Below are 19,009 nucleotides of genomic sequence, written 5' to 3'. Positions count from 1 at the left end.
TGTATTTAAAAGTAATAATATTTTTTTTGCTTTACTTAAATTGTTGATTTTTACTAATATAGGAAACAATAATAAATTTACTATTATAAGAAATATATTTACTGCAAATACTATAATAGTAGCCTTATAATTATGGATATAAATCACCTCCTCTACAGAATTCTTAATATGCATTGTAAACATTTACAAAAGACTTCAAATCTTAAAAAAGTACATTTATAATAATACAGTAAAATAATTCTTAATTCAATTAACTTGCAACCCTATAGTACTGAAATGTATTAATATTTTATATAAAAAACGATTCAGAAGTGTTTAGGGTATATAAAAGCGTAAATTATATGATTTATAATTAATTAAAGAGATAATTCCAAAATAGAAGAAATTAAATTATTTAAGAAAGAATAGTTAGTAGGATAGGTGAAAAACTATTCTATTTTTAACGTTTAGCAAATTATATAAGTTCATTACCTTTAATAATTTAAATAACCTAAGTAGACTATCCACTTTTTGTTATAATAATTATAGGACAAAAGAAAGCTTAAAAAGTCGGGATATCAATCTTTGATGATGATAACATTAGATTAACGAATTGTGATGGGGGTAAAAATTATGGACTGGATTGAAAGTATTAGAGAAGCTATTTCTTATATTGAAGATAATATTACCAAGGATTTATCCATAAAAGAAATTGCAGATAGGGTAAATATTTCTCCTTTTTATTTTCAAAAAGGATTTGGAATGTTATGTGGATATTCCTTAAGTGAGTACATTAAGGGAAGAAGACTTGCACTTGCCGGCAGTGAGGTTTTATCTACTAATAGAAAAATAATAGATATTGCAATAAAGTATGGATATGATTCTCCAGATAGCTTTACTAAAGCTTTTACAAGATTTCATGGAGTTACACCATCTGCGGTTCGTAAAGAGGGTGCAATGATAAAGTCTTTTGTTGCCCTTAAAATCAAATTTTCATTGGAAGGTGGATATATTATGGACTATAAAATAATAGATAAGGATGAATTTAAGGTTGTAGGAGCCTATAAGAAATTTAAATATGATTCAGCATTTATGGAGGTACCTTCATTTTGGAATGATCATATTTCACAAGGAAAGTTAAAGGATATATGTGGAATGTATGGTATTAACATTGATGAAGAAATGGGTGGTAATGAATTTGAATACCTTATTGCAGAGGATTATTCCAAAGAGAAAGAAGGTATGGAAGGATATATAGTTAAAACAATTCCTAAGTTTACTTGGGCTGTTTTTCCTTGTTATGGACCAGGTCCAGCATCAATTCAAGAAACTAATAAAAAAATATTTTCAGAGTGGTTACCAAACTGTAGAGATTATGAAATTGCTGCAGGTTATAATATAGAAATGTATAGTGATCCAAATGAGTATGAAAAGGGGATTTTAGATAAAAATTACTATAGCGAAATTTGGATTCCAGTAAAGAAAAAATAGGGAGTAATTAAGATATTAGGATATGTAAACTCTTTCTGGATAGGAGGAAAGAGGATGGAGGCAATATTCCAATATCATTTAGCTAATTAAATGATATTGGATTTAGTCTAAAAAATAAGATATGAAAATATGAGGGTACTGAAAAAGTTTAAGTTTTCAGTACCCTCGTTTTAAAACAGTTTTTTTCAACAAACTGTTATTTTTTATAAGAATATATAATTAAAAGTTGAGATTAAAATATTATTAATCATATTGTATATTGAGAAAACTAGATTTTTTCATTTAAGGTGCAGTGAAGCGTACCTATGGAGAACCAAAATAAATAGAGAAAAATAGAAATATGATAATTAAAAAAAGATAGTGAATTTTTATATTAAGTTCTACTATCTTTTTGTTCTGCTTCCATTGATGAATAAATTTTGTTTAGAATATGAACAAGATTAGATAAATTATTATAGAGAAAACGAGGGTTAAATTACAAAAATTGTAGTATAATGGATATAAATACTTTAGTTAATTAGAATAATTGTTTTTTGATTTTAGTATGTCCATTATGTCTATAATGGGAAGTTAACCTGAATAAAAAAGAATAGGTAGATTCTAAGTAAATTTATAATTTTATTAATAAACTTAAGGTAATGTTAGATTCAATCATTAGTAGATTACTGCAAAGATCTTTTATGAAGGAGTATACTAATTTAATCTTAAGTATATTTAGATTAAATTAATTAGGTGAGGGGAAAAATAGAAATATAAATGGTGTTTTTTACATAACAAATAATTTGAAATTATCTTTTACAATGAATAATAACTTTAAAAACCATATATTAAGCGGCATTATATGATTATAAAGATATTGATAGGGGTGAATATAATGGTTATAGAAATGTTTCCAGCTGAAAATGGAGATGCATTTTTAATAAGGCTAGATAATAACAAAAATATACTTATAGATATGGGTTATATAGATACATACAAAACTTACATAAAGGATAGATTAGTAGAGCTGAAAAACAAACATCAATGTATTGATTTATTAGTTATAACACACATAGATGAAGATCATATACAAGGTGCTATAGAATTCTTAAAAGATAATGGAAATGCTAATAATCCTCAAATAATAGAAATAAAAGAAGTATGGCATAATTCATACAGACACTTACAATTTAATAAAGATAAGGTTTATAATGTATCAAGATTTGAAACGAAACAATTAGAAGAGATAAAATTGAACAATTCGGGAATATCTAGAAGTGAAACAAATGAATCAAATTTAATTAGTGCAGCACAGGGGAGTACATTAGCTGGATATTTATATGGTTTAGGATATGTAAATAATAAATGGAATTCATCATTCAACGATGAAGCTGTAAATTTAGACAGAAATAATGAAATTGAATTAGATGATATTAAAATATATATACTATCCCCTAATACAAGCAAATTAAATAATTTATCAAAATTGTGGATTGAAAAATTGAGAAAAATAGATATTGACTTTTCCATTAGCGATGAAGAAATTTTTGATGATGCATATGAGATGTATATGAAGAAACTTAAACCAATTAGTGATATAGATGAAAGTATGGATATTTCGTATAGTCCAACAGATTTTAAAATGCTCATTAATGAAGAATTGAAACAAGTTAAAAAAGACAAATCAAAAAGTAATGGGGCATCTATATCCTTTATATTAGAGTATAAAGATAAAAAACTCCTGTTTTTGGGAGATTCACATGAAGATATAATAATAGATAACTTAGAAAAATATAAGAATAGCGGAAAATCATTAGATTTTAATGTAGTAAAAGTTTCTCATCATGGAAGTATAAAAAATAATTTTAATTGGATAAAGATGATAAGAGCTAAAAGATATTTAATTTCAACAAATGGAGAAAAACATGGACATCCTAATGAAGAAGTAATTGCAAGAATATTACAGTGTAATAATAAAAATAAAACTTTTTATTTTAACTATCCATTAGGTATATGTAAAGTCATGGATGAAACTTTACTAAAAGAAAATTATAAGTATTCTATTATAGTTGGAAATGGAATATCTAGTTTACAAATTGAGGTGAATGATAAATGATGAATGATGAAGAAAAGAAAAGGATCGAAAGATGCGTTGTTCAGATTGAGGGTATTAGTAAAACAAATGACAAGGATAAAGAACTAGGTACAGGATTTTTTGTTGAAAAAAATATTATCGTTACTGCTAGTCATGTTGTTGATAAGTATTATACAAATCCTTTAGATTATTTTATTAATGTAATACCTATTAGTGCCAATATAGATAGGGATATAAAAGTAGTTAATCTAATAGAAAACGAGAGAAACAACTTTATTTCTATTTTAGAATTAGAAGAAAATGTAGAAAACATTGATCCATTAAAATTTACTTTGGGATACACCATTAAAAGAGATGATAGATATTTTACTTTTGGCCATCCACAAAGCAAAAGAATGGTAGGATGCCCAGTAGAAAATAAAGTTGCAACAACTATAAATGAAAATCAATCTAAAAAGGCAAACTGGGATTTAAATTTAACAGTTGAAAGATTAGAGGACTTCAAAGGACTTTCAGGTTCGCCTATAATTATTAACAATATGTTAGTAGGTATAGCACAAACCGAATCAGATGCAAAGGGAAAAGCTATATCTATAGGTATGTCAAGTGTAGAAATAATGAAGAAATTTATTCCTGACAAGTATTGTAAAGAATATGATGATATATTACTTATTCAAAAACTTGGATATATTGATAAAAAGAAAATCTTTACAATTGATGATATGGATAAGAAATTAAAAGAGAGTACAGAACCATCTATCAGTTTAGACTTTTTTGAGATAGATGATGAAGAATTTAAAGAAACATTTAGAAAGGAATTGGATAAAAATATATATGTAGTAGGCAAGTCGCGTGAAGAAACTCTATATTGTATTTTAAATGAATTAAAATATAATACGAATTATAATAAGGTTGTTATTGCTGGTGATAAAGATACATGGGAATATTTAAGAGATAAGATTAGTGGTTCCATTTTAATTCCAGACTTTTATGTAGGTGAAATAATAGCAATAAAGAATAATATAAATATATTTATCTATGGTGAGGACGAACATTGTACAAAACAAAAAAAAATTGAACTTAAAAGAAGAACTAGAAGAACTATTATTAATAAATTAGAAAAAGCAGGTTTGGATAGCCAAGTTGCCTATAATTATGTAGAAAATACAAATGGCTTATTTGTACCTCTTAAGAGAAAATTATTTAATGGACAATATAACATATCTCCTGTATGGTATAGAGAAAAGAGTGATTCATTTGTTACAGCACTTCTCTGTGGAAAGTGGACAGAATGCCAAGGAGATAAGGATGTTATTGAGGAATTATCAGGAAAATCATATGATGAATTTATGAATGATTTATTACCATTTATCAAAGGTGGAGAACCATTTATCATTGAAATATTAGATTATGGGAAAAAAAGATATCAGTTAGCTAATATAGAAATTGCATGGGAGTATTTAGATGAGAGAATTCAGAAAAAAATATGGGACAAGTTTATAGTATTGGCATATAAAGTAATAACAAAAATGGATCCTATCTTTTATAAACCATTTGAAGAACATTATAAGGCTTCTTTTTATACGGAAAAACCTGAAAATTCAAATGTATTAAAATTAGGAATTATTAGAAGCTTGATTTTTAGAGGAATTTATAGAGAATTTGAATATCAGTATGAAATTGATAAAATTGTAAAAGATATGTTGATATTAATTGATTCTGTAGAACGCTGGGGATACTTTTCGCAATTTTTTACTGAATTATGTGAAGCTTCACCTAAATCAGTACTTGAACGTCTTGAATTTGAACTTATAAATCCGACAGGGTTGAGGGAACTTTTTAATGCAAATAGTAAAGATACGTTTACAGCAAGAAATTATTATACACATGTTTTATGGGCTGTAGAACAATTATTATTGCATAAAGAATATGTTGTTCGAGCAGTGAAGTGGCTATTTGCTATTGATAATATGAATTTAAAATATAACATATCAAATAGTCCTGGAAGTACCTTAAGAGATGTATTTTGCGCTTGGTATAATATAAGTGTACTTACATCAAAAGAAAAAATTTTATTATCAAACTATGCTATTAAAAAATATGAAAATGCTTGGAATTTGATATTTAACGAATTACCTGGCAAACATCAAGTTGTTCATGGAAGCGGCAATAAGCCTAAGTATCGTGAATTCGATGAAATTGAACAAGTCACTAATGCAGATATGTACAATTTATATAATGAATATGCAATTTTGTGCATAAATAATATTAATAACGATATAGATAAATGGATAAAGATAACTAATGAATTTTCTATATTTCCAGATGAAATGTTAGATGATTTATTGAGCAAATTAGTGCAGGAACTTGATAAAATGAGTGATTGTAGTAAAAAGATAATCAAAGATGGGTTAAGAAGCGAAATATATAGAAATAGATATTTTTCAAAATCTGCATGGGCTATGGATGAAAAACGTTTGGAAAAACTTGAAAAATTATGCCTATTAATTGACTTTGATGATAAAGTGTACGATTATCTTTATTTATTTAAAAATAGCTTCGATATGTCAATATTGCATCCAATTCCATATGATAAAGAAAATGGAACTGCAAGAGATGAAAATGAAAAACTAAAAGAGACTGAAATTGAAGACAGATTAAAAAGATTTAAAATCAGTAATTTAGACTTAACACATCTAATAGAGCTATTAGATGTAGAGAACTATAATAATTTTGGAATGTATATTGCAAAATATTATACAGATGGAAAATTTGATGCTAACATTTATAAGAAAATGATTGACATTAAGGGTATAGAACAGATTATGTGGAGTTATGTATCTTGGATTTATAGAAATGGTGACAAATCGGTTATTAGTCAAGCTAAATCTTTAAGTAAAAACTATGATAGTAAAGATGTATTATATGTAAATATTTTAAAAATAGAGGACTTAATTTATAAGGATCATCCACAGATAATGGATGAGGATGAGCATATTAAACAGTTATACTGGAGTGAGCAAATTAGACAATTTGCAATATCTAATGATAAGGATACTTTACAATGGGTTTTGAGGGAACTAAAAAATTATAATAATATGATAGGTTATATAGAATGCTTATATGAAGGATTGAAAATATTTGAAACAGAAGAATTGTTTCAATATATGATTAATTTGAAACAATTCAGAACTATCCAAAATATTGATCAAATAACTGATTACTATGTTGAGGAAATAATGGGTATTATTGAAAATGTCTTTGAGGGACAATATGATAAATATTATGAAATAATGTCATTAGAAATGTTTTTTGGAGGTATAATTGAGTGGAAAAAAATGAAATGTACACAATACATTTTAAAAAAGAATCCTCTTTTTTATTCTCAAATAATTGATTCGATTTATTTACATGAAGGAGAAGAGAAAGGTAGCAGAACTACAGAACAAAGTAATATATCACAAAATCTATTTGAATTTTATTATAAAGCATTATTTTGTCCATGTGAGGATAATGGTGATATAGATTTAGATGAATTGAAAGAGTGGGTTAAGAATTTTAAAGATAAGCTAGATGAACAAAAGCAATCAAAGCTATTAGGACACGAGTTGGGTAGGTTATTTGCATATTCACCAGTTGGTAATGATGGATACTATCCACATGAGTCAGTAAGAGAAATCATTGAAGAACTTGCTGATGAGAGACTAAGAAATTCATATGTAATAACAGAGCATAATAAAAGGGGAGTATATTCACCGGACGCAGGAAAAACAGAAAAAGAGATGGCGTTAAAATATAAAGAAAATGCAGAGCAAATAAGAATACTATATTCTGAAAGCGCTAAAATCTATGATGACTTATATAAGAGTTATTATTATGATTCTGAGGCTGAAAGAAGGCGTGCTGAAGATGAGTGGTAAAAATAAAGTCTATAAGGGTAATTCATGTGAATTTATATTAGGAAAACGTGTTGGAATAAAAAGGATATTATAACTGCTGAATGCTGCAAATTTGCACGAACTAAAGAATATGAAACACTTTATAAATTAATATTCCATTTGATAGACAAAGTTACTGGTAGTATCGATGTTGAAAAGAACACACCTTAAATATTTTATTATGATTAACACATATGTCATATATCTAATTTTAAGTAATTGGATAATTTATAATCTTTAAATAAAGTGAATTTTATGGATAAAGATAAAAGTACAAATAGTAATTTGATGAAAGGATAAATTATGTATAAAGATATAAATTTAAACATTCATTATTCTGCACCTGAAGAAATATGGGATAAAATAAATAAAGTTTATAAATCTATGACATACTGGGCAGGAAATGATAATGAAGTAAAATGGATTGGGAAAGATGTTGATTTATGGGCTTCTGTTGAGCCTAGTGGAATTCAAATCTCAGGTATTATGCCACATTATATTTGGAATGAATGGTATAGTAGTCTTAAACATAAATTAACAGAATCACTCGGATACGAAATTGGAGAACCAGAAGAAGGTTATGCTTTTAAATATTGGGGATAGATAAATCCAAGTTAAAATTAAATTAAAAAGAATCTTGAAAAAATAAAATATCTTTAGATATATTTTAATTATATCTAAGGATATTTTATTTTTTAAGAAGGAATTTGGAATTTTATTTTTACTTAGAATTAGTTTTGTAATATTAAACAGAACAAATCTTTATAAAAAGAGATTATATATATTATAAATAGGAATTAAAGAAAAATACAATGTTAGCGTTAATAGCAACATCTATGGTGTTTATACTGCAATTCTGTGTAGCTGTAATTTTGACAGCTACACTTGCAAAGGCAAGTATATGGGCTTATTACTAGCCAAGTTTATGTACATAGCCAATCCTTATCCGGCAAAGGATAAGAAAGATGTTTTTTTGAAAAAATACTGAAATGAAAAATAATAGATGAACTTTTAGTGGAAAATTTAAAAATCTTATCTGTTAATTTGATATTGGGTAAGATGTAGACATACTATCTTCTATAAATTATGATTCTAAGGATATAAGGAAACATATACATAAATACAATTGGGAGTTGGATGATAAAACACAAAATATTTACGAAAATTTATATGTACAAATAGAAGAGGAGTTTAGGTGCTGCAACCAAGGGTCTTATAAAACAATGGATAGGTATGAGTTTGTAATAAAGAACTTTGGTAGGTTTATGGCTGATGTATTTAAAAAGCAAAATTTTAATAATATAAAGTCTAATCATTTGCATGGGTATGTAGAATTTATGCAAGATATAGGATATTCTACGAGTTATGCAGTGATTAGATTTTTTTATGATTAAAATGGTAGCATATGTATTAAGAACATCCTAATATGTTTAAAAATAATTAAATAGAGTGAGGCTAGAGGGAATGGGTGTAAAACAAAATACAACGTAAGAATAAAATATTTAATAAGTAAAAGTAGACAATAATAGATAGTTATAAAATGAGTATTTGTGCACACATTTTAGTGAGTTTTTCATTAAAAGGTGTGCATTTTTACATAAAGTAGTTTTGAAATTATTTATGTTAGAGTATAATTGTAGTGTGTAAAGTCAGAAGATAAATTATAGATTCATATGACTAAGATTGTTTAGACAAAGAAATTAGAAAGGTTGGATTAATTATGATAAGACCAGTTGTAAAGGATATATTATTCTTAAAACAAAAATCAGAACCTGCAACTAAAGATGATGTAGCAGTTATAGATGATTTAGTAGATACATTAAGAGCAAATTTAGAGTATTGTGTTGGCATGGCAGCTAATATGATAGGGGTTAAAAAACGTATACTGGTATTTAGTGTAGGTGATATTATAGTTCCTATGGTAAACCCAATTATATTAAAGAAAAAGGACAGTTATGAGGCAGAGGAAAGCTGTTTATCATTAACTGGTTTTAGAAAAACAATGAGATATGAAACTATTGATGTAGAATATTTTGATAGAAATTTTAAGAAGCATAAACAAACATTTACTGGATTTACTGCACAGATTATTCAGCATGAAGTGGATCATTTTGAAGGTATTATAATTTAGGGCAGCTTCAAAAAACAAATAAGTTAGAACGCTCGTCTATTTTGTGTTATATTTCGGCAACAGAACCTGTTTCCTTATCTAACTCAAATATACTTCCCATATTTGACTTATTATTTAGTTGAAAAATATGCTTAAAAAAGGAGATATTATGGCTAAAGTACGAAAAATGCTTGGAAAAGCAGATTCACCATATATTGTTTCTCTTATGAGGTTAATAGAAACACAAAGTAAAAATACAATTGTAAAATGGTGTAATGAATATGCAAGAGAGTACATCCTACCTATTTATGAAAAAGATTATCCTAAGGATTTTCGTTTACGAAACGCATTAAATGCGAGTAATGAATGGTTAGAAGGAAATATGAAATTAATAGAAGCAAAGAAAATTATTAAGGAAGCTCAAATAGCTGCAAGGGAAGCAGAAGGAAATCCAGCTGCACAAGCTGCCGCTAGGGCAATTGGAGCAACAACAGCAACAATTAATACTTTAACAAGTTCTTTAGGACTTGCATTTTATGGTGCTGCAGCTATAGCATACTCATCTATTGGTGTGAATGAGAATGTTGAGGTTTATGATGAAATTGCAGCAAGAGAATGTAAGAATATGGAGAATGCTTTACGTAAAGTTGCTATAATAGATGAGCCTAATCCAGCGAAAATAAATTGGAATTGCTAAATATAATAGTAATTCCTTTATCTAAATATAGAAGAAACATTTCTATATTGTTTGTTACATAAAAAATTTAATCAATAGTTTATTTTAAAAAGAAAATATATAAAGGGTAGAGTAGTGTAGTATTGATACTATGATTTCTGACAATCCTAAATTAAGTAACGGAAGTGCAAATTCAATACAAGATATTTTATCCATTATAATTAAAATAAATTAAACATTATTTCGTAATTTGCACTAATAGGAGATTTATTGAATAATTAAAAATGGTGTATTAGCTAGTCTTGAGTATAATAGTGCTAAATAAAGAAAAAGTCTCATAGGATATTATAAAAAGTAAATTTAGAGGTGAAGCATGAAAACATATGAAAGACAACAACAAAGTTCATATAAGTATACCTTGGCTAATACTAATTTAAGAGAAGAAAAATCTACTTCTTCAAATGTAATTACTATAATACCGTCAGGGTCTAAGGTTCAAGTTATCGAAGCTGAAGAAGATTGGTATGAAGTATCATATAATGGACAAACAGGGTATGTATATAGTAATTATTTATCCAAAACAAAATATACATGGACAGATGTTACTTTAAGGTCTTATCCATCTGCTGAGTCAAATCTAGTAACTATAATTCCTCCAAAATCTATAGTACAAGTGTTATCTACAAATAGAGACTGGAGTCATGCTATGTACGATGATCAAGAAGGATATATATTTAGTTATTTCCTTTCTGATGATGGAAATCCACCTGAAGAATATGATTTTAAGTACTTTTATACGGATATGACAAAGTTTGTAAATGATAATCAAATTAAAAGTCCCACTATAAATTTAATTACAACAGATTTAGAAAATAAGCTTACTTATATATTTGAAAAAAATTATGATGGTTCATGGAATTTACTGTATAAGTGGCCATGTACAATAGGTGAACCTAATACACCAACTATTAAGGGTACTTTTTATGTTAGCGGTAGAAAGCCTTATTTTGGTTCTGATACTTATAGAGTAAAATACGCTACTAGAATTCGAGGCAGTTACTACTATCATTCAATTTTATTTAATGCAGCAGGAACTAAAATAATTGATGATAGACTTGGGATGGCGTTGAGCCATGGATGTATTCGATTAGCTGTAGAAAATGCTGAATGGATTTATGATAATGTATTAGATAAAACCACTATAATTATAAATTAAACTAGAGTAGAGGTTATTAAGGTTAAGAATAGTTAAATTAAATACCGAAAAATGAATTAGGTTATGTTAGTTTGTTTTCACAGTGAGGATAGACTTTTCAATTTAAAAATCTATTTTTCTTCACCTCACTTGTGATTTTAATAACAATACATTGTAATACAATAACTTATTTAAGATACTGTATTAAGTTCTATTGTGTTAGTGTATGTAGAGAATTTATCTTCCTCTATTTCTATAGCATTTTCTATATGTACTAATAACTTTTCTAAAAGATAATGCTCATTTATATCATTATCCTTTTTTTCTAACTCAACATAATCTCCTTCAGTTGCTATAGTAATTATTTCTGCATTGTTTACTAAATAGTTAAAAACAGACATGTCCACGGCATTGATAGCTTTTTTAGTATGAAAACAATCCAAATCAATATCTAAAATAAATTTCTTATTTATTTCATTTGAGATAAAAAAACCAGGAATAAAATTATTTATCTGATTTAATTTAAACAATAGTTCCCCATCTTCTATTACATTATCATATACATCAATTTGGCACTTATCATCATGTGAACCCTTTTTACATTTGCTAGTGCAGCAAGGATCTATGTAGTATATTTTATTATTGGCATAATCTCTGCAAATGCCTGCACTCAGTAGGCTAAATACTACTGCATCTGATATCATTCCTGTTTGTAATGCAAAATCTATATGTTCATCATTGCAAAGCTTGTCTAATGATGATGCAATTGTACTTGATTCATTTATATGTGCATTTGCTATCAAATTCTCTCTTACAGATTTCCATTCTAAGCCAGCAACCTTACAAGAATGCCTGTAAAATGCACTACGGGTATCCATATGATGGTCAAAAGTTAATAATACTGGTGCAGTTTCATTATTAGAAGCATATTCTGACCATGGAATTATAACTTCATGATGATTTGCTACAATATAAATTTTCTTTCCTCTTATTACTTTTTCAGTTACTATATCTGTTTTCAATAATAATCACTCCTTTAAAAACACCATACAAGTTTCGACATTATATAACATATCACATCTTTAATAAAAGGAAAAGTGTCCTTTGAAGATGATTATGTTGTGAAAAAAATTCTTATCATCACAGTTGGTTTTAATTAGCTCTCAATTTTAATATATTATTCATTAGAAGTATTACAAAGCAAGGAAATATTGTTACTGAAATTAAGGCACTTCTTAGCATGTCTTGCTATTTTGAGTATCCAAGTTTTAGAACAAGTAATTTTAAAATTTCTACATTATTTTTTATAAGAGCATCTTTATAATAGATTGAGATATTTAAATCATATCCTGAAACATCAAATTCATTATTTTTTGCAATGATTGCTATAGGTGTAGCACCACTTCCGCATAGGCCCACAAGGTGTACTTTCATTTCAATTTACAATATTATACAAGCAAATGAAATACTATAAGTTGTTTTATAGGTTTTAGGCTAGAGAGGTTTATTTATATTTAAGATTAAAAATAATGAAACATATATGTGGCTAACTCAAAGAGAAAGAAATATTTTGGTATGTGGTAATTAAATTTAGTTTTATTTATAAGGAAACTTAAGATGAACTTAAGATGATTTTAAATCCAGATTAATATCATATATGTATAATTTAACTGAAGTTAAATTTAGTAGCCTGTAAGATTAATAATTTTACAGTATAGTATAAGGAGGATATTTTTATGAATATAATGGAAGTTAAAGATGTGAAAAAAGTGTATAGCTCAAAACAGGTTGGAAGTGAATCAAAGGCACTAAATGGAGTAAGCTTTTTTGTTCAAAGGGGTGAATTCTTAGGAATTATGGGACCTTCGGGATCAGGTAAATCAACATTATTAAATGTAATATCAACTATTGATAGTCCAACGTCAGGAACAATTTTACTAAGAGGGAAAAGTTTTTTAAATCTTAATGAAGATGAATTGTCAATGTTTAGAAGAAAACAGCTAGGGTTTATTTTTCAAGATTACAATCTTCTTGATACACTAACCATAAAGGAAAATATTATTTTACCACTTTCCTTATCTAAGGTAGATGTTGCATCTATGGAAGAAAAATTAAAAAAGATTAGTAGCATTTTAAATATTGAAGATATCTTAGAAAAATATCCTTATGAAGTTTCAGGTGGTCAGAAGCAAAGAGCAGCAGCAGCAAGAGCCATAATAACAGAGCCAGAAATTATTTTTGCAGATGAGCCTACAGGAGCACTAGATTCAAAGTCTTCGACAGAACTTTTAAACAATCTTTCTTTACTAAATAGAAATAATAAAGCAACAATTGTTATGGTAACTCATGATGCCTTTGCAGCAAGTTATTGTGACAGAATTATATTTATAAAAGATGGGGTACTTCATACTGAAATTGAAAAAACAAAAGGCAGAAAAGATTTCTACAATGAAATATTAAGCACTCTTGCTACCATAGGAGGTGCTGAAAGTGACATTATTTAACCTTGGAGAAAACAACGTAAAACACAATTTTAAAAGTTATGTTTCCTATTTTATAAGTACATTGACTTCAGTTTTTATTCTTATGATATTTTATTCTATTTATTATAATCATCAAATACAATCCTTTAGTTCGGAGAAGGTTAAGGTTGGAGCTATTTTTAAAGCTGCAGCTTTTGTAGTTATAATATTTTCAGCTATTTTCATAGGTTATGCCAATAGCTTTTTTATAAAAAATAAAAAGAAGGAAGTTGCTATATACTCACTGCTTGGCATGAAAAAGAAGGAGATAGGTACATTAATGTTCTTTGAAAATATCTTTTTAGGAATACTTGCATTAATTGCTGGTGTGCCTTTAGGAGCAGTTGCATCAAAATTATTTTTAAAAATACTTACTATGTGTATGAAGTTGGATAATCCTATACAGTATAATTTTGATATTAGATCTGTAGGTATGACAATTTTTATTTTTATGATTATATTCTTGATGAATTCTATAAAGGCCTATGGAATAATATATAAGTTTAGGCTTATAGAACTTATGCATGCGGCTAAAGAAGGAGAAAAGAGACCTGAATTTTCTAAAATATTAGCATTGTTATCCATAATAATGGTGAGTTCTGGATATTTCCTTACATTAAAAATGAATTTAGAGTCTGGAGGCATCCAAATGTTGTATAAGGCTCTTATTGTAATGTTGCTTGTTGTTGTAGGAACTTATATATTGTTTAATAATTTAATAATTTATGTCTTTAAGCTATTTGAGAAAAATAAAAAAGCTTATTATAAAGGCGAAAATTTAATAGGAGTATCTCAAATAGTATACAGAATTAAAGGAAATTCTAATCTGCTTGCAACCATAGCTGTTATTTCTGCTGTTGCCATCACAGCACTGTGTTTTACTTTTAGTCTTGATTTGACACTTGATAAAGTTGCACCAAATGGATGCCCTTATTCAATAATGTATCAAGGTGGCAATGAGGATTTGAATAAAAGGGTTGAAACTGTTATTAATAATCATAAAGAAATTAAAACAACTTATAAAACAGATATTGTAATGATAAATGGAAGTGGACTTACACAAAAATACAGAGGTCCCTTTGGAAAAGATTTAAAAGCTCCTTTTGATATGTTTGTAATATCGGCATCTGAATATAAGAATATTGTAAATAATTCAGGGTTTAATGATGGTACAGATATTACAGGTAGAGCTAAGGATATTAAAATCAATAAAGAAAATCAGTGTTTTTTTATTGAAGTAAGTAGTTTAGCTAAAGGAAGAGGAAGACTAACTGGCGATGAACTTAATTCAACTATTGGTGAGAAAGATTATAAATTTGATATCTCCGATTCAGATGTAAGATGTGTTTTAGGAACTAAATTTCAAAAAGCAACTATAGTAGTGCCAGATACATTTTTTAATAAACTTTTAGATGATAATAGAAATAATACAACTGTTATAAGAGCATATAATTTTGATAATGCATTAAAAAGTGGAAGTGTTGTTACAGAGCTTGCCCAAACAATCCCAAGGGGCAGGAGTTTTTCCTCTTACTATGATATGTATAGGGAGGTTCATGCTTTGTATGGTAGCTATGTATTTATAGGCGCATTCCTAGGGATTCTTTTTGTTGTTTCCACTGGAAGTATAATGTATTATAAACAATTAACAGAAGCCTATGAGGATAAGAATATATATTCTGTACTTTCAAAGATAGGTTTAACTAAGAAAGAAACTTTTAGAATCGTATCAAAGCAATTAGGATTTATTTTTGTAATGCCACTTTTATTTGGTATTCTTCATAGCATATTTCCACTTATAGCCTTTATAAAATATTGTTCTGGTTTTTCAATGTCACAAATGGAATGGGTTGGAATCACCATGGGAGTATATGCATTAATTTATTTATGTTTTTATTTTATCTCTGTTAAATCTTATATGAAAATTGTAACAAAAAATGCTGTATACTAGATATATAATTTGAAAATTACATTCCAAGTTAATAGAATATTTGGAATATAATAATATAAAGAGGTGTTTTTGACGTGAATTTAGTAAATGATGCAGATAAAAAAGTATTACTTATAGATGATGAAAAAGATATAACTGACTTAATAGAGGAGGTTTTATTAAAAGAAGGCTTTAAGAATGTTAGAAAGGCACATTGTGGTTTAGATGGTATAACCCTATGTAAGGATGAAAAGCCCGATGTAGTAGTACTTGATATAATGCTTCCAGATATTGATGGGATAGAGGTATGTAAAAGTATAAGGCAGTTTTCTTATTGTCCAATTTTATTTTTATCTGCAAAAAATAGTGATATTGATAAAATTGTTGGGTTAAGTATGGGAGGAGATGATTATATTACTAAACCTTTCAGTCCAAGGGAAATTACTTTTCGTATTAAGGCACAGCTCAGAAGACAGCAGTATGACTGTAGAAAGGAAGTTAGTGATAGTAGAAATGAGACGATAAATGTTGGAAATATTACTATTGAAAGGCTGCATAGTCAGGTATATAAGCAGGGTGTAGAAGTTAAACTTACAGCAAAGGAATATAAACTCATTTTGTATTTAGCAGAAAATCCTAATAAAATAATTAATAAGGAAAGACTTTGTGAGGTTGTATGGGGAGAGGATTATATGGGATATGATAATACAATTTCTGTTCATGTAAGACATTTAAGAGAAAAGCTTGAGGAAAATCCTTCTAAACCAGAAATAATAGTTACTGTAATAGGACTTGGATATAAACTTGTAAAAGGGAATGAGTAGTGAATAGAATGAAGAAATCAGGATACAAAATAGTATTCAATGTATATTATAAATTTTTTATTGTTTTTATTGTTTTAATTTCAATTTTTATAGGAATAGGGTTTTATTTATTAAATGTTAGTATTAGCAGCGACAATAGTTATGCTAACTGGAGCAGTTGGCCTGTATACTTTACATTAAATTTCTCTAAAAAAATTAATTTCCAAGGAGGCAAACCACAGTTAACGGATTTAGCAATAAGCGACTTAAAAAAGTACAAGCTTTGTTTTCAAATTGTTAATAAAGATGGGAATGTAACTTTAGGATATAATGAGCCTACTGGGGCTTCAAAGCATTATGATCCTATAGAAATGGTTCAGTTATATAAAACTGGAGGCAGCGTTCCAAATTATACTATGTTTGTTGGAAATGTTAATGATAATGGTGAAAACTGGGCATATGTTATTGGTTTTCCTGCAAAAATATCAAAAGTAACTATGTACTTCAATTACGACAACTTTTTAAATATTAAGTTTGTTATACTGGGCTTATTTATACTCAGTATACTCCTAGTTGCATTTTATGGTATATGGATGAATCGTACATTATCAAATATAATAGTAGGTATAAAAAGACTTGCTTCAAATGATTATGTTCCTATGAAGGAAAAAGGAATGTATAGTGATGTGTTTTATAGCCTTAATCTTTTGAAGAGTAAGCTTAAAACTAGTGAAGATGAAAGAAAAATGAATGAAACTTTAAGAGAAGAATGGATAGCTAATATTTCTCATGATTTAAAAACTCCATTATCGCCAATAAAAGGTTATGCCGAAATATTAACTGATTCTGAATATACTGTTACTCCTCAGGCTGTAAAAAAGTATGGAGAAATAATACTTAGAAATGCGAAAAATGTGGAAACCATAGTTGAAAACTTGAATTTTACTTATCAATTTAAAAATGGCATGTTTCCTATAAATCGTAAAGAAGGAAACATAGCACGTTTATTAAAAGAAGTAATTATAAGTATATTGAACAATCCAAAATATGATAAGAGAAATATTATTTTTAACTGTACAGAAAGCAGGGTAAACTTTAATTTTGATAATACACTTTTAAAGAGGGCGTTCACTAATTTATTGTGTAATTCAGTAATTCATAATGCCTCAGATACTATAATAAAAGTTTCTATAAAAGAAGAGGATAAAATATATATAAAAATTGAAGATAATGGAAAAGGAATGAGCGAAGAAGAATTAAAAAAGCTTTTTGAAAGATATTATAGGGGTACCAATAGCACTGTAAATGTTAAAGGTTCAGGACTTGGAATGGCAATTGCAAAGCAAATAATAGAAGCACATGAAGGAAAAATTAATGTAAAAAGTAAGCTAAATGTTGGTACAAGCATAGATATAGAATTCTCAAAGGATACTTAATTTGAAAGAAGTTTACCTATATAACAATGTAACAAAATTACCAGATACAAACGTGTTAAAAAATAATTGTTGTTAAATTTAATGGAGGTATATATGGGAAAAGAACTGTCAGAAATGACATTGGAAGAGTTGTGGCAATTATTTCCTATCATCTTAAAAGAACATAATGTTCATTATAAAGACTGGTATGAAATTGAAAAACAAGAACTTTTAAATTATATTGATATAAAAAATATTAAGCGAATTAGTCACATAGGAAGCAGTGTAGTTGAAGGTTTGATTGCTAAACCAACAGTAGATATTTTATTAGAAATAGATAATAAAACAGACATTGAAAAGTTGACAAGTATTCTAACACAAAACGGTTGGGGATTGATGTCCTCTCAAAAAAATCCCTACATCCAACTATCATTCTGTAAAGGGTATACAAAAAAAGGATTTGCTGAAAAAGTATATCACTTGCATATTCGTTACTACGGCAATTGGAATGAATTATATTTCAGAGATTACCTTTTAGAGCATAAAGAAGTTGCTGATAAATATGGCAAACTTAAACTAGGGCTGATAGAGAAATATGAGCATGACCGAGATGGCTATACAAACGCAAAGTCTGATTTTATTTTAAAATATACAGGAAAGGCAAAAGAAAAATATGGTGACAGGTATAAGCCAATAAAATAATCATAATATGCATTAATTTTAACAAACGCAATATTCTTATTTTTTGAAGTATTAATAAGTTATATACAGCAATTTTTCTGTGTATAACTACATTAACATAGATTATATAGTCTATGTAGAAAGCAAGTAAAATAAATGGGTGTATAGAAGTATGCACTAGATATATTTAGGAGG

The 19,009-nt window shown here is 27.6% G+C and carries 15 protein-coding genes; 13 read left to right on the top strand and 2 right to left on the bottom strand.

Annotated features, from left to right (window positions below; translation table 11 throughout):
- Positions 1-612 precede the first annotated feature (612 nt).
- The 8 genes from KQI36_RS15330 (at position 613) to KQI36_RS15295 (ending at position 11,484) form a co-directional block, all read left to right on the top strand.
- Entirely contained in the window at positions 613-1,470 is an 858-nt protein-coding gene (locus KQI36_RS15330) for an AraC family transcriptional regulator (protein WP_216451657.1), read from the top strand.
- Between the two features lie 874 nt (positions 1,471-2,344).
- Positions 2,345-3,565, top strand: a complete 1,221-nt coding sequence (locus KQI36_RS15325) for a ComEC/Rec2 family competence protein (protein WP_216451656.1) — start codon at positions 2,345-2,347, stop codon at positions 3,563-3,565.
- The gene (locus KQI36_RS15320; RefSeq protein WP_216451655.1) at positions 3,562-7,464 is read left to right on the top strand and encodes a S1 family peptidase; all 3,903 of its coding nucleotides are present in this window, start codon (positions 3,562-3,564) and stop codon (positions 7,462-7,464) included. The genes KQI36_RS15325 and KQI36_RS15320 overlap by 4 nt, the downstream gene beginning before the upstream one ends.
- Positions 7,465-7,785: 321 nt before the next feature.
- Positions 7,786-8,085 carry a hypothetical protein gene (locus KQI36_RS15315; protein WP_216451654.1) on the top strand — a complete coding sequence of 100 codons (300 nt, stop codon included), beginning with the start codon at positions 7,786-7,788 and terminating at the stop codon, positions 8,083-8,085.
- 530 nt (positions 8,086-8,615) lie between these two features.
- Positions 8,616-8,876 (top strand): hypothetical protein, encoded by a 261-nt coding sequence (locus KQI36_RS15310; RefSeq protein WP_216451653.1) that lies wholly within the window; start codon positions 8,616-8,618, stop codon positions 8,874-8,876.
- A gap of 326 nt (positions 8,877-9,202) precedes the next feature.
- Entirely contained in the window at positions 9,203-9,613 is a 411-nt protein-coding gene (locus KQI36_RS15305; protein ID WP_216451652.1) for a peptide deformylase, read from the top strand.
- A gap of 148 nt (positions 9,614-9,761) precedes the next feature.
- Positions 9,762-10,289, top strand: coding sequence for a putative immunity protein (locus tag KQI36_RS15300; RefSeq protein ID WP_216451651.1), 528 nt, complete (start codon positions 9,762-9,764; stop codon positions 10,287-10,289).
- Between the two features lie 352 nt (positions 10,290-10,641).
- On the top strand, positions 10,642-11,484 hold the full coding sequence (locus KQI36_RS15295) for a L,D-transpeptidase family protein (RefSeq protein WP_216451650.1): 843 nt from the start codon (positions 10,642-10,644) through the stop codon (positions 11,482-11,484).
- 170 nt (positions 11,485-11,654) lie between these two features.
- Here the strand turns inward: KQI36_RS15295 and KQI36_RS15290 are convergent, their stop codons facing one another.
- A complete protein-coding gene (locus tag KQI36_RS15290) occupies positions 11,655-12,485 on the bottom strand; it encodes a UPF0489 family protein (protein ID WP_216451649.1) in 831 nt (276 codons plus the stop codon).
- A 226-nt stretch (positions 12,486-12,711) separates the two neighbouring features.
- The gene (locus KQI36_RS15285; protein WP_342357399.1) at positions 12,712-12,882 is read right to left on the bottom strand and encodes a hypothetical protein; all 171 of its coding nucleotides are present in this window, start codon (positions 12,880-12,882) and stop codon (positions 12,712-12,714) included.
- Between the two features lie 317 nt (positions 12,883-13,199).
- Between KQI36_RS15285 and KQI36_RS15280 the strand changes: the two genes are divergently transcribed.
- The 5 genes from KQI36_RS15280 to KQI36_RS15260 all read left to right on the top strand — a co-directional run bounded on the left by KQI36_RS15280 (position 13,200) and on the right by KQI36_RS15260 (position 18,835).
- On the top strand, positions 13,200-13,967 hold the full coding sequence (locus KQI36_RS15280; RefSeq protein ID WP_216451648.1) for an ABC transporter ATP-binding protein: 768 nt from the start codon (positions 13,200-13,202) through the stop codon (positions 13,965-13,967).
- The gene (locus tag KQI36_RS15275; RefSeq protein ID WP_216451647.1) at positions 13,954-15,936 is read left to right on the top strand and encodes an FtsX-like permease family protein; all 1,983 of its coding nucleotides are present in this window, start codon (positions 13,954-13,956) and stop codon (positions 15,934-15,936) included. Before KQI36_RS15280 ends, KQI36_RS15275 begins: the two co-directional genes overlap by 14 nt.
- Positions 15,937-16,010: 74 nt before the next feature.
- Complete coding sequence (locus tag KQI36_RS15270; RefSeq protein WP_216451646.1) at positions 16,011-16,739, top strand: response regulator transcription factor; 729 nt, start codon at positions 16,011-16,013, stop codon at positions 16,737-16,739.
- Positions 16,740-16,747: 8 nt separating this feature from the next.
- Positions 16,748-18,154: a sensor histidine kinase gene (locus KQI36_RS15265; protein WP_216451685.1), complete on the top strand. Its 1,407-nt coding sequence runs from the start codon at positions 16,748-16,750 to the stop codon at positions 18,152-18,154.
- 93 nt (positions 18,155-18,247) lie between these two features.
- Positions 18,248-18,835, top strand: coding sequence for a GrpB family protein (locus tag KQI36_RS15260; protein WP_216451645.1), 588 nt, complete (start codon positions 18,248-18,250; stop codon positions 18,833-18,835).
- Positions 18,836-19,009 lie beyond the last annotated feature (174 nt).

The sequence above is a fragment of the Clostridium senegalense genome, assembly GCF_018916625.1.
GTDB classification, from domain to species: domain Bacteria; phylum Bacillota; class Clostridia; order Clostridiales; family Clostridiaceae; genus Clostridium_J; species Clostridium_J senegalense.
The sequence above is the reverse complement of the archived record's forward strand: the minus strand, read 5'-3'. Positions and strand labels throughout refer to the sequence as shown.

Coding starts and splice junctions, on each gene's coding strand:
- KQI36_RS15280 (WP_216451648.1), top strand. CDS start 13,200: ATGAATATAATGGAAGTTAAAGATGTGAAAAAAGTGTATAGCTCAAAA.
- KQI36_RS15300 (WP_216451651.1), top strand. CDS start 9,762: ATGGCTAAAGTACGAAAAATGCTTGGAAAAGCAGATTCACCATATATT.
- KQI36_RS15330 (WP_216451657.1), top strand. CDS start 613: ATGGACTGGATTGAAAGTATTAGAGAAGCTATTTCTTATATTGAAGAT.
- KQI36_RS15265 (WP_216451685.1), top strand. CDS start 16,748: ATGAAGAAATCAGGATACAAAATAGTATTCAATGTATATTATAAATTT.
- KQI36_RS15325 (WP_216451656.1), top strand. CDS start 2,345: ATGGTTATAGAAATGTTTCCAGCTGAAAATGGAGATGCATTTTTAATA.
- KQI36_RS15305 (WP_216451652.1), top strand. CDS start 9,203: ATGATAAGACCAGTTGTAAAGGATATATTATTCTTAAAACAAAAATCA.
- KQI36_RS15295 (WP_216451650.1), top strand. CDS start 10,642: ATGAAAACATATGAAAGACAACAACAAAGTTCATATAAGTATACCTTG.
- KQI36_RS15315 (WP_216451654.1), top strand. CDS start 7,786: ATGTATAAAGATATAAATTTAAACATTCATTATTCTGCACCTGAAGAA.
- KQI36_RS15320 (WP_216451655.1), top strand. CDS start 3,562: ATGATGAATGATGAAGAAAAGAAAAGGATCGAAAGATGCGTTGTTCAG.
- KQI36_RS15260 (WP_216451645.1), top strand. CDS start 18,248: ATGGGAAAAGAACTGTCAGAAATGACATTGGAAGAGTTGTGGCAATTA.